11 protein-coding genes are annotated in these 12,541 nt (G+C 56.7%); 5 read left to right on the top strand and 6 right to left on the bottom strand.

The window, feature by feature from the left end:
• Positions 1-97 precede the first annotated feature (97 nt).
• The 3 genes from ispF (at position 98) to KYK14_RS05180 (ending at position 3,862) form a co-directional block, all read left to right on the top strand.
• Entirely contained in the window at positions 98-577 is a 480-nt protein-coding gene (gene ispF / locus KYK14_RS05190; protein ID WP_219157568.1) for a 2-C-methyl-D-erythritol 2,4-cyclodiphosphate synthase, read from the top strand.
• Between the two features lie 80 nt (positions 578-657).
• Positions 658-2,346, top strand: a complete 1,689-nt coding sequence (locus tag KYK14_RS05185) for a M28 family peptidase (RefSeq protein ID WP_219157565.1) — start codon at positions 658-660, stop codon at positions 2,344-2,346.
• A gap of 145 nt (positions 2,347-2,491) precedes the next feature.
• A complete protein-coding gene (locus tag KYK14_RS05180) occupies positions 2,492-3,862 on the top strand; it encodes a LutB/LldF family L-lactate oxidation iron-sulfur protein (protein ID WP_219157556.1) in 1,371 nt (456 codons plus the stop codon).
• A gap of 13 nt (positions 3,863-3,875) precedes the next feature.
• On the opposite strand, the gene sdaAA is transcribed toward KYK14_RS05180, so the two are convergent.
• Together sdaAA and msrB are read right to left on the bottom strand one after the other, a co-directional pair.
• Positions 3,876-4,781 (bottom strand): L-serine ammonia-lyase, iron-sulfur-dependent, subunit alpha, encoded by a 906-nt coding sequence (sdaAA, locus tag KYK14_RS05175; RefSeq protein WP_185282251.1) that lies wholly within the window; start codon positions 4,779-4,781, stop codon positions 3,876-3,878.
• A gap of 173 nt (positions 4,782-4,954) precedes the next feature.
• Complete coding sequence (gene msrB / locus KYK14_RS05170; RefSeq protein ID WP_185282250.1) at positions 4,955-5,416, bottom strand: peptide-methionine (R)-S-oxide reductase MsrB; 462 nt, start codon at positions 5,414-5,416, stop codon at positions 4,955-4,957.
• 146 nt (positions 5,417-5,562) lie between these two features.
• On the opposite strand from msrB, the gene KYK14_RS05165 reads away from it, so the two are divergent.
• Complete coding sequence (locus tag KYK14_RS05165) at positions 5,563-7,092, top strand: NAD(P)H-hydrate dehydratase (protein ID WP_219157554.1); 1,530 nt, start codon at positions 5,563-5,565, stop codon at positions 7,090-7,092.
• Positions 7,093-7,125: 33 nt separating this feature from the next.
• Here KYK14_RS05165 and KYK14_RS05160 read toward each other — a convergent pair whose 3' ends face one another.
• The 3 genes from KYK14_RS05160 to pafA form a co-directional block, all read right to left on the bottom strand.
• A complete protein-coding gene (locus tag KYK14_RS05160) occupies positions 7,126-8,010 on the bottom strand; it encodes a UbiA family prenyltransferase (RefSeq protein WP_219157551.1) in 885 nt (294 codons plus the stop codon).
• 139 nt (positions 8,011-8,149) lie between these two features.
• Positions 8,150-8,734: an inorganic diphosphatase gene (locus tag KYK14_RS05155; RefSeq protein ID WP_185282247.1), complete on the bottom strand. Its 585-nt coding sequence runs from the start codon at positions 8,732-8,734 to the stop codon at positions 8,150-8,152.
• A gap of 167 nt (positions 8,735-8,901) precedes the next feature.
• Positions 8,902-10,611 carry an alkaline phosphatase PafA gene (gene pafA / locus KYK14_RS05150; protein ID WP_219157548.1) on the bottom strand — a complete coding sequence of 570 codons (1,710 nt, stop codon included), beginning with the start codon at positions 10,609-10,611 and terminating at the stop codon, positions 8,902-8,904.
• Between the two features lie 150 nt (positions 10,612-10,761).
• On the opposite strand from pafA, the gene KYK14_RS05145 reads away from it, so the two are divergent.
• On the top strand, positions 10,762-11,490 hold the full coding sequence (locus tag KYK14_RS05145) for an HAD family hydrolase (RefSeq protein WP_219157545.1): 729 nt from the start codon (positions 10,762-10,764) through the stop codon (positions 11,488-11,490).
• Positions 11,491-11,647: 157 nt separating this feature from the next.
• Here KYK14_RS05145 and atpG read toward each other — a convergent pair whose 3' ends face one another.
• Positions 11,648-12,532, bottom strand: a complete 885-nt coding sequence (gene atpG, locus KYK14_RS05140; protein ID WP_219157542.1) for an ATP synthase F1 subunit gamma — start codon at positions 12,530-12,532, stop codon at positions 11,648-11,650.
• Positions 12,533-12,541 lie beyond the last annotated feature (9 nt).

The raw sequence follows: 12,541 nt of genomic DNA, 5'->3' as shown, positions 1-12,541 counted from the left end.
TTACCCTCACTATACTTTTTTTCACTGCGCGCTCATATGCCCTGAGTCTGGCGAGGGCCGTATCTTGGGGCCTTCATTTCTATTCCTTGCTTTTCCTATGAAAATCCGAACTGGCTTCGGCTACGACGTTCATCAGCTTCGGGAGGGCCTACCCTTCTGGCTTGGTGGTATTCAGGTGCCGCACACGCACGGCGCCTTGGGCCACTCCGACGCCGACGTGCTCATCCACGTTATCTGCGATGCGCTGCTGGGTGCCGCCAATCTGCGCGACATCGGCTTTCACTTTCCCGACACCGACCCGCAGTACAAGGGCATTGACAGCAAGCGCCTGCTGGCCGAAGTAGTGCGCCTGCTACGCGAGAAAAACTACCAGATCAGCAACATCGACTCCACCATTTGCCTGGAAGCGCCTAAGGTAAATCCGCATATCCCGGAAATGCAGCGCGTGCTAGCCGAGGTGATGGGTATAGCCGAAGAGGATATCAGCATTAAAGCCACCACCACCGAAAAGCTGGGCTTTGTAGGCCGCCGCGAGGGTGTATCCGCCTACGCTTCGGTGCTGATTATGCAGCAATAGGTCGTCATTTCTCCCGTTGGTCGGAATGACGACCCATCGAATAACGTTCTGCTAAAAACAAAATCTCCAAGACCCAACGAATGAACAAACCCTCTCTCCTAACCCTGCTGCTGGCAGCGTGCTGCACAACGGCCAGCGTGGCGCAGCAGCCTAAGAAAATTAAAGTAAAGCACAAGCGCGGCGCTCAGACCGAAGCCCCTACCACCCCGCCCCAGCAATCGGCCCCGCAAACGGTGCTGCCCGCCGGCTCCGACCTGGCCGCTACCTACGCCCAGACCATTACGCAGGAAGATTTGCGCAAGCACCTGAGCATCATTGCCTCGGATGCGTACGAAGGCCGCGAAACCGGCGAAAAAGGCCAGAAAATGGCTGCCGAATACATAGCCAACCGTTTCAAAGAGCTGGGGCTGACAGGCCCCGTGCAGGGCTCCGACAATCCCTACCTACAGCACTTCACCATGGAGCGCAGCACCTGGGCCGATGGCGCTACCCTGAAGGTGGCCGGTCAGACCTACCAGTGGCTCCAGGATTTTTACGGCATGGGTACCTCGCCCTTCCAGCAGGAAACGACGGTGCAGCCTGTGTTTGTGGGCTACGGCATCGAGCAGGACGACTACTCCGACTACACCGGCCTCGATGTGAAAGGGAAAGACCTGATTATGTTGATTGGGGAGCCCACCAACACCCAAAATCAGCCATTGCTAGGCAAAGACGGCAACCCCAGCAAGTGGGGCACCGATTACCGGGCAAAGGCGGCGTTGGCTATCCAGAAAGGTGCTCGTAGCGTGTTTTTTGTTGATTTCAACCCCAACAGCAACTTCCAGAAGCTAGCGGCGCGCATGGCGGGTTACATCAATCGGCCTAGCATTGCTTTTAAGGATGCCCAGAAGACGCCGCGTGCTACCATGTTCTTTGTGTCGCCGCAGGTAGGGTACAAGATGTTGGGCACTACGGCTGCGGCCGTTACCAAGTATCAGCAGAGCATCACCAAGGCGGGCAAACAGGTGGTGGCGCCCTTCAAGCCCACCAAATTCAGTATTAAGGCGCCCCGCAAAACCGAGGATTTCACCACTGAAAACGTGCTGGGCTACCTCGAAGGAACTGACAAGAAGGACGAGTTGCTGGTGCTCTCGGCTCACTACGACCACATCGGCATCACGAATGGCGAGGTGAACAACGGCGCCGACGACGATGGCTCGGGCACGGTATCGGTGCTGGAAATGGCAGAGGCCTTCACCAAGGCTAAGGCAGAAGGCCATGGCCCACGCCGTAGCATCCTGTTCCTAACCGTAACGGGTGAGGAGAAAGGCCTGCTGGGCTCGGAGTACTACACCGACCACCCCGTATTCCCGCTGGAAAGCACCGTGGCCGACCTGAACACCGACATGGTGGGCCGCACCGACAAGGAGCACGAGGGCCAACCTACCTATGTGTATGTGATTGGTTCAGACAAGCTTTCCTCGGAACTACACACCATTTTGCAGGAGGAAAATCAGAAGCACGACAACATTAATTTGGACTTCCGCTTCAACGACCCGCAGGACCCCAACCGGTTCTACTACCGCTCCGACCACTATAATTTCGCTAAGCATAAAATTCCGGTAGCCTTCTTCTTCAACGGCGTACACGACGACTACCACGGTGCTGGCGATGAAGTCGATAAAATCGAGTTTCAGAAGATGGAGCCCCGCGCCCGCTTGGTGTTCTACACCGCCTGGGACCTAGCTAATCGGGACAAGCGGATTGTGGTGGATTCCAACAAGCCGTAGTTTCATTCGTTGGATAGCTGTCATCCTGAGTTGCGCAAAGGACCTTACGCCCGGAGAACGAGTCGTTGTTATGACTGCTGTTCTAGTGTGAGAAGGTCCTTCGCAAGCTCAGGATGACAGACGTTTCCCATTTCCCCTTTCAGCCATGAAATCCGCCCAATTCCTCACCGATTCCGAGTCGAAAGCCTTCGACCTGGAGCACCGCCGTAAGATTCGCTTCAACATTGGCAAGTACAACGCGGCCGTGCAAACCGGCCTCGGCTTTTACCAAGACCACGAGCTGGCGCGGGAGCGGGCGTCCTACCTCAAGGCCAAGGTGATGAACCACTTGGACGAGTACTTGCTGGAGTTTGAGCGCAACTTTACGGCGCGGGGCGGCAAGGTGATTTGGGCGCAAGATGCGCAAGAGGCCCTGCTGGAAGTAGGCAAGATCATGGCCCGGCGTAAGGCCCGCACGGTGGTGAAGGCCAAGAGCATGACCACCGAGGAAATTCACCTGAACGACTTCCTCGGCAAAAACGGCATCGACTCTATCGAGACTGACCTAGGCGAGTACATCGTGCAGTTGAACGGCGAGCGGCCCTACCACATCGTAACGCCGGCCATGCACCTGAGCAAGAAGGACATTGCCGATATTTTCGTGAAGCACTTAGGTATTGAGCACACCGACGATGCCCAGCAACTGGTGCTCACCGCCCGCCACCTCCTGCGCGACAAATACACGCAAGCAGAGGTAGGCATCACGGGCGGCAACTTCCTGATTGCGGATACCGGCGCCGTAGCCGTGACGGAGAATGAAGGCAACGCCCGCTTGTCGGCCACTTTTCCGCGCACGCACATCGCCATTGTGGGCATCGAGAAGGTAATTCCGAAGCTCCAGGACCTGGATTTGTTCTGGCCCCTGCTCAGCACAAGCGGCACTGGTCAGCAAGTGACGGTGTATAACACCATTTACACAGGGCCGCGCCAGCCACTGGAAAAAGACGGCCCCGAGGAAATGTACGTGGTACTGCTCGACAACGGCCGCACCAACCTACTGGCCCAACCCGACAAGCGTGAGGCCCTGCACTGCATCCGCTGCGGCGCCTGCCTCAACGTATGCCCGGTCTACAAAAACATCGGCGGCCACACCTACGAAACCACGTATTCTGGCCCCATTGGCTCCGTTATTTCGCCCCATTTATCGGGCCTCGCTGAAAATAAGCACTTAAGCTACGCCAGCAGCCTGTGTGGGGCCTGCACCTCGGTGTGTCCGGTGAAAATCAACATTCACAACCTGCTACTCAAAAACCGGCAGCAGAGCGTACAAGAAGGCATGGCTGATTCGGAAGAAACCCGCGCCATCTACTTCTGGAAACTGGCAATGCTGAACCGCCGCCTACTGAACCTGCTACCCGCTCGTGCCAAGAACTGGGCCTTGTTCCGAATGCTGACGCTGGTAGGCTGGAACAAGCGCCGCGAAGCGTTGGAGGTAGCACCGAAGTCGTTTAATAAGCTGTGGCGGGAGCGGCGGTAAGCTTTGCTAGCGCCTACCCTGCTTCCTCGTCCGGTAAAATTTGCACGTCCTGCACCAGCACCATTCGTTCAATTTCGCGGCCGCGGGTGGTGTTGGCCAGGCCGCCCAAGGCGGTTTCCTTGTAGCGGGTTTCCATGCTTTGGCCTACCTCGCCCAAGGCCGCTACACACTGATCTACGGGGATTACTGGGTCGACGCCGGCAATAGCAATCTGGGCCGAGCTGAAGGCAATGGCCGCTGCCGAAGCATTGCGCACCACACAAGGCACTTCCACCAGCCCTGCCACCGGGTCGCAGACCAGGCCCAACATACATTGAATGGTGATGGCCACGGCCGCAAACACCTCGTCTACCGAGCCGCCTAGGCAGTACACAATAGCGCCGGAGCCCATAGCCGCCGCGCTACCCGTTTCGGCTTGGCACCCGCCCACGGCACCCGCCAACGAGGCATTCTGCTCGATGATAAGCGCAATGCCTGCCGCTACTAGCAGGCCCTCTAGTATCTTCCGGTCATCTAGCTGGTGCTGCTCTTGCAACGTAACCAGCACTCCGGGCAAGATACCCGAGGCGCCGGCCGTAGGCGCCGCCACTACCCTACCCATGCACGAGTTCACCTCTTTGGCACCCAGTGCCCGCGTCACGAGCTGTTTGAACTCGGGCGAGAGCACCGTGACCGGCGAAGCGGCAATTTTACGGGCGCCATTGTTGACCATGCCCGAACGTGACACCATGTTTTGCGTCAGGCCGGTTTGCACGGCGTCGCGCATCACATCGTAGGCGCGTTGCAGCCCCGGCCAGATATCCGCTTCGGCACGGCCTTTTTGCTCTATCTCGTAGGCCAATACGGGCTGAAAAAGAGCCTCGCCAGTTGCCTCGCAGTGCGCCTGCCAGCTGGCAAAATCAGTGAATAGGAGCGACATGCGTTGGAAATGACAGGTTATGGAATAGCTAATACTTGAAATTGGGTAGGCGGTAGTATTTTCCGATTATCGCCTACATCCTGCACTACAAAATTCAACAGAATTTTCCGTCAAAAACAGAGAGCAGCCGGGTTTCGCGGCTGCTCTCTGGGGTAGGGCACGAAGCGCGGCTGTTAGACGGCTGTTTCCTTGGCTTCTACCAGTTTGATAGAAGCCGAATTGATGCACAGGCGCAGGCCGCTCGGAGCCGGGCCATCAGGGAAAACGTGGCCTTGGTGCGCGTCGCATACGTTGCAGAGCACTTCCACGCGCACCATACCATAGCTGGTGTCTTTCTTATACTTAATAGCGCTTTCTTCTACAGGCTGGGTGAAGCTGGGCCAGCCAGTACCAGATTCGAACTTCGTACGCGAATCGTAGAGCGGGGTGCCGCAGCACACACAGGCGTAAAGGCCAGCTTCGTGCGCCTCGCAGTACTCGCCCGTGAAAGCGCGCTCGGTGCCGTGCTCGCGGGTTACATGGTACTGCTCGGGAGTGAGCTGCTCGCGCCATTCAGCGTTGGTTTTCTCTACCCGACGGGGCGGGGTAGGGCTACCGTGGTTGGCCAGCCGGATAACATCGTTCCAGGTTTGCATATGGGTTGGTTTTGAAGTTCAGGACAGAATATACAGGTGAAAACGCGGAACACAGGCTCGAAGTTTATTTTCGGCTCACCACGGGGTCTTTTTGTCCGTAAGATGCAGGATAGTACTTCTGCCCTGCCTTCTACTCTCTTAACTCTATGAAAATCCTTAGCGCCGACCAAACGCACGCCGCCGACCAAGCTACTATCAAAACCGACCGCATTTCCTCTCTTGACCTCATGGAACGCGCCGCTACTGCGCTGGCTGATTGGCTGATGAACCGCCTCTCACCCACCGAAGCAGGCGAAACGCACCTACTGTGCGGCCCCGGCAACAACGGCGGCGACGGGCTGGTAGTGGCACGACACCTACACACAGCGGGCTATCAGGTGCGCGTATGGCTTTTACCCACTGAGAAGCGTTCGGCCGACTGCCAAGCCAACCTCGACCGACTACCCGTCAACGTACCACGAGCCGAGGTAGGGGAAGACGCCCTCCCTACCCTACCCGACGGGGCATTAGTAGTAGATGCTCTGTTTGGTACAGGTCTTAGTCGACCGCTAGAAGGAGTGGCCGCCGCGCTGGTTCGCCACCTCAACAAGGCCAAAGTCCGCGTGCTGTCGGTGGATATTCCCTCCGGACTGTTCACCGACGCACCTCAACCTGCTGATAGCGTGATTGTGCGAGCCTACCACACCGTCAGCTTCGAGCTGCCCAAGCTGGCCTTTCTCCTACCCCACCATGCCGAATACGTGGGCCAGTGGCATTTGCTACCCATCGGCCTCGACACAAAATTTCTCGCGAAAGCGAAAGTTGACCAGTATTTCGTAGACGCCGCTTTCGTAGCGGGTAAGCTGCCGCGTCGTGCTATGTTTTCGCACAAGGGTTTGTATGGTCATGCGTTGCTGCTGGCGGGTAGCAAGGGAAAAATCGGAGCCTGTGTGCTGGCTACGCGGGCTTGCTTGCGTAGCGGGGTAGGTTTGCTTACGGTACGTACGCCCAGTATAGGCTACGATGTGCTGCAAACTTCGGCACCGGAAGCCATGGCGTTGGTCGACCCCAATCAGGAGCACCTTACGGAACTGCCACCGCTGAAATCGTACGACGCTGTGGGCATAGGGCCGGGCATGGGACAGGAAGATGCCACGAAGGCCGTGTTGGAACAGTTGCTACGAGAGGCTGGTGAGCAGCACATCGCCCTGGTATTAGATGCTGATGCGTTGAATTTGCTAGGAGCAAACCGCGAGTTGCTCGACTTACTTCCGCCCGATACGGTGCTCACGCCCCATCCTAAGGAATTCGAACGCCTCACAGAGCCCGCCCGCGACGACTACCACCGCCTGGAGCTGTTGCGCAACTTCTGCCAGAAACACCGCTGCTACTGCGTACTGAAAGGCGCCTACACCTGCCTAGGCACTCCCGACGGCACCCTATATTTTAATAGTACCGGTAGCCCTGGCATGGCCAGTGGCGGCTCCGGCGACGCCCTCACGGGTGTGCTCACCGCCCTACGTGCTCAAAGCAACCACCTCAGTCCTCTCGATGCCTGCCTGCTAGGCGTCTATGCCCACGGCCGCGCTGGCACACTGGCTGCCGAGGCGCTAGGCGAAGCCGGCAGCCTCGCCCACGACCTTATCGAAAAGCTAGGAGTGGCCTTTGAAGAGTTAACCGCACCAGAGGAGTGGTGAAGCGGGAAGATGATGAATGAAAAACTCACCATCTCACATCGCCCAGTACACCGCCAAGAAATACACAATCATAACGCCATCCGTAAGCAGGGCGAAGTAATAATCTGGGCGTGTTTCGTCGGCATACCAGATAACGGCGGCAGCCAGAGCAGCTGGCAGCAACAGCAGCATGCCTTGACGCAGGGTAATATTGTGGGGGAGTAGCACGCACGACACCAGCAGCGCCGCCAGTGCTATCCACTTGGTGGCGCGCACCCCAAATACCCCCGGAAACGTGTAGGTGCCCGTGAGGCGGTCTTTGGTGTAGTCGCGGATGTCGAAGACGAAGGCTAGCGCTAGAATCAGAAAGAAGCGGCGGGCGAAGAGCAACTGCAACTCGGGCGTGCTGAGTGGGATACCCAGGTATAGCGCCGGCACCCACACCGTGACAGCGGCCCATACATAAGCAATTAGAAATACCTTGAGCAGGGGTAGGTCGCGCAGGGCACGCCATTTCCCCCGAACCCGCACCAAGGGTAGGGAATACAGTACCGAAATTAGGGCCAGGTGAGCCAAAAAGCCAATCAGGTGCAGCCAGCCGTCGTAAAAAAACAGAGCACCAGCCCCGGCCAGCGACACCAGGGCCAGCCCAAATAGCTCGCGCCGATGCTGCCGCATCCACAGCTTGCGCTCCGAGAGCACCAGCTTCTGGCTGTATTTGTAAGGCAATACGCTATCGAGATTATAGAGAAAAAGCGTCGCCGCGAAAATCAGACCCGCCAGCCGGGGCGGAATGTGCACCCGCCAGAACAAAAACGACGCCCACGTAAGCGCCACGGCTGCCAGCGCCAGCCACGTGCTGCTGTACAGCACTGCATTGGTAGCGCGTTTCAGCGTGGCGGGCCAGGTAGGCGCGTGGGTAGTGGAGGAGTCGCGCATGCAAAGAGAACGAAGAGCTGGCGGCAAGATAAGGCCCTGTAGTCCGACGGTGAGGTAGGGCCAAGCATAATGGCGTACAACAAGAAACCCACCGGTAGGCCGGTGGGTTTTGTAAGTATAGCACGAACAACAGTTGGTACTACGCTTTGGTCGAAGTTTCAGCTACTGAATCGGCCGCGACATTTTCTTTGCTAAACGTGGTATTATACAGCGTGATGCTTTCTTCAATGATGCGGTAGGCCTGCTCGCGGCCCATGAAGCGCTCCACTGTTACTTGCTTGTGCTCCAAAGCCTTGTAGTCTTCAAAGAAGCGTTGCATCTCCAAAAGCATGTGGGGAGGTAGGTCTTCCAGCTCGTTGAAGTGATTAACGGAAATATCGTGGGCAGCTACGGCAATAATTTTGTCGTCTTCCTCGTCGCCGTCAATCATTTGCATCACGCCAATAACTTTGGCTTCTACCACGCACATGGGCACTAGGTCCACAGAGCACAGCACCAGAATATCGAGCGGGTCTTTGTCGTCGCAGTAAGTCTGCGGAATGAAGCCGTAGGCGGCGGGATAATGCACAGCCGAGAACAGCACGCGGTCTAGTTTCAGCAGGCCGCTATCCTTGTCCAGTTCATATTTTGCTTTCGAACCTTTGGGGATTTCGATAATGCCGTTTACCAGCGTCGGGGCATTTTCGCCGCGTGATACGTCGTGCCAGGGGTTAAACTTAGCCATTGAGGGTAAAAAGTATTTAGTAGGGAATTATGCAGTGATGGGCGTGTGCTGTACGGATAGCATTGAGCTATGTTGGGCTTGTATTCCGCGAAGTTGCGTGTTTTTCCCAAGATAGCCTTATACGGCACTAAAACGAAAAACAGCAGCCACAATTTCTAAAAATTATACTACCAGTTCAGTACTTCCTGCAATGGCTGACCGGTGCAGCCGTCGGGCTCCTGAATATGTAGCCACCGTGCTACGGTGGGCGCAATGTCTGGTATCACAGCCGGCGCCGCCGAGGCGCCGTGCTTCACGTGCCAGCCCCAAAACAGCATGGGCACGTGGGTATCGTAGGCCGAGGCCGAGCCGTGGGTGGTGCCTTTGTTGGGGGCAGGGTAGGAACCCGATTCCAGCCAGCCGGGCTCTAGCACCACCAGCACGTCGCCGGAACGCTTCGGGAAATACCCGTTTTCCAGGTACATCAGCATTCCGCTTTCCCAGTGCGACTTCTGCACGTCGTCGGCGGTGATGGCGCGCGTGACGCCCGCAAATTGCAGCATAATGCTGGCTACTTCGTCCTGCATCAGGCGCAAGTCCAGTTTCTTCTGCGCAATGAGCGGCCGGTTCAGGTACACTTGCTGGTTTTCGTAGGTGAGTACCCAGTTGCCGGCACCGTGGCGGCGTACCAGCTCGTGCTGCACCGAGTCGCGCATAAAGCGTGGCCCTACCGCGCCGGCTGGAATTTTCTTATCAATCAGAAAATTAGGCGAATGCGCGGCGCCGTGGTCGGCAGTCAAGAATACCAGCGTGTTGCCTTTCCCCAGGGTCTTGTCGAGGTAGGCTAGCAAGCGGGCAATGTCCTGGTCGAGGCGCAGGTAGGTGTCTTCGGCTTCAATGGAATTCGGCCCAAACTGGTGCCCCACGTAGTCGGTAGACGAAAAGCTGACCGGCATAAAGTCCGTGATGCCGCGCTGGCCCAGCTGCTCGGCCCGCACGGCCTCCATCGCCAACTCCGCCACCAGCGTGTTGCCGAAGGGGGTAGAGCGCACCACGTCTAGGTTCGTAACAGGCACTGGCTCACCGGCATCGCGCAACTTAGCGGCCACCGAGGCATCGGGTAAGCCGCTCAATTGGGGCAGGTTGTGCGGGAATACAGGCTTGGCTTCTCCCCTGAAAGAGCCTTCCCACGGCACATCATCGGGCGTGCTTTCGGTATATTGCTCAATGGGTAGGAGCGTTTGCCAAGGCCGGCTCAGGTACTGCGCCGGCAGTTTCCGGTCGTTGAACGCCTTTACCCACTCGGGCAGGCTATTCTGATAAAAAGTGCTCGAAATAAAGGAGCCCGTCTTGCCATCGTACCAATACGCCGCGTTGGCCGTGTGTCCACCGGGCAACACGGAGCCGCGGTCTTTGATACACACGGCAATCGTTTTGTTATGGAAGTTGGTAGCCAAGCGCAGCTCATCGGTGATGGTCGTGGTCAACATGTGGCGCGGCGACTGTTGCCCTACCGTGCCCGTGCTCCCCACTGTCTGCACAGTATTGTCTTCGGTTACATAGGTATTCTTACCCGCCTCGCGCTCATACCAATCGTTGCCGATGATGCCGTGCACGGAGGGTGTAGTGCCTGTGTAGATGCTGGCGTGGCCCGGTCCAGTATAGGTAGGCACGTAATTGTAATGGGCATTTTCGTAGCTGAATCCTTCGCCCAGCAAACGCCGAAACCCGTCTTTACCATACTTGTCCCAGTAGCGGTAGAGGTAGTCGTAACGCATCTGGTCCACCACAATACCCACCACCAGTTTGGGACGCTCTAACTTCTGAGAGGATTTTTTTTGCGCGACGGCAGGTAGTGCCAACGCTGCTGCTAGTAAGAAAGACAGACTTTTTTTCAAATCACAGACAAAATGCAGATGCCGCAGCACCACGGTTTAGATGGGCCAAAGATAGACTCTGCGCGTTAAAATGTTGCTTTCCTTAGTCAAAAGTGGACTGTTTGCGTAAGCGGAAGCACGTTATCTTTTAGTTACCTTCTTCCCTACCCTATGGCCCAGGCATCCGACTATGCCCTCATCTTCGACATGGATGGGGTTATTGTCAATAATACCGACATCCAAGCTTATGCCTTTCAGATGTTATTCCGAGACTTAGGACTAACCACAAACGCACGCCAATTACTTGAACGTTTGAATGGCATGCCCGCTGGTGCCATTCTTCGATCGGTTTTTCGCCACCCAGTGCCGGAGCAAGACATAGAGCGCTACACGGCCCAACGGGAATTTCTCTACCGCACGCTCTATTGGGACGACCGCCAAGAAGTAAGCGGCCTCACGCCGTTTCTGGAAGCCGCCCGCGCTGCGGGGTTCCGCATTGCCCTCGGCACTGGCTCCGGCAACGACACCATCAGCTACATCATCGACCACCTCAACCTACGCCGCTATTTCGACGAGCTAATTACCAAGGATGACGTGGACCGGGGCAAACCCCACGGCGACACGTATTCCGTGGCGGCAGAAAAGGTAGGCATTCCACCCGAGCGTTGCTTGGTGTTTGAGGATGCCATCATGGGCGAGCAAGCTGCTTACAGAGCCGGTATGCGCTGCCTATGCCTCAGCACCAGCGTATCGGCCGACAAGTTTCAAGCGCCAATTCGCGTCATCAAGGACTTCACGGAAATCACGCCCGCCGACATTCTGGAGCTGTTGGAACAGAATACGCCCGTGCCTACCCCCAGCAAGGAGCTAGCCAGCCGACAGTACGCACAGGAAGCATAGACTGTCATTCCAAACGCAGTGAGTAATTTAAGTTTACTCATTGCTGAATGTACTTAGATTCCTCACTGCCTTCAGAATGACAGCTTACCGGAGCATAAAGAAGAAAGCCCGTTTCTGTTTCAGAAACGGGCTTTCTTGTGGTAATCAGCAGGTCAACTTACCCAGCAGCCAGTGCCTCAGCACCACCCACGATTTCGAGAATTTCGGTGGTAATGGCTGCCTGACGCGTCCGGTTGTAAGTCAGTTTCAACGATTTCAACAGTTCACCAGCGTTGTCGGTAGCTTTGTCCATGGCCGTCATACGGGCGCCATGCTCCGAAGCGTTGCTTTCCAATACGGCCTTATACAGCTGTATCTTCAACGACTGCGGAATCAGCGTCTGTACAATTTCCTCTTTCGAGGGCTCGAACAGGTAGTCAACGTTGGTAGTAGCTGTTTCCTCGGTAGCCTCAGCGGGTACTAGGGGCAACAACTGCTCGGTGCGCACAATTTGCGTGGCCACGTTCCGGAACTCGTTGTACACCATCACCACTTGGTCGAAGTCGCCGTTGCGGAAACCGTCCATTGCTTGCTCCGCCGCTGCACGTACCGTGTCGAACGACAGTTGCGTGAACACATGACCATAGCTGCCCAACGTGGGTAGGCGACGACCAAAGTAATCCTGTGCCTTCCGGCCAATGGCCATCACGGTTACGTTGCCAGCAGCAGCCTGCGCGGCATATTGCTCGCGCAGCAAGGCATTCACGCCCTTGAAGATGTTGCTATTGAAAGCACCCGCCAAGCCACGGTCCGACGTAATGGCGATAACCAATATCCGACGCGCGTCGCGCTGCTCCGCGTATTCGCTCACCATCTCGCCGCCAGTTAGGCCCGTTAGGTTTGCCAGAATGCCGTTGAGGCGCTGAGCGTAGGGGCGCATCCGCAGAATATTATCCTGGGCCCGACGCAACTTAGCAGCCGCCACCATCTTCATGGCTTTGGTGATCTGCTGCGTACTCTGCACCGATACGATGCGGTTGCGGACTTCTTTTAAGCTAGCCATTCTTTGGGA

This window comes from Hymenobacter profundi, from assembly GCF_019334315.1.
Lineage (GTDB): Bacteria > Bacteroidota > Bacteroidia > Cytophagales > Hymenobacteraceae > Hymenobacter > Hymenobacter profundi.
The sequence above is the reverse complement of the archived record's forward strand: the minus strand, read 5'-3'. Positions and strand labels throughout refer to the sequence as shown.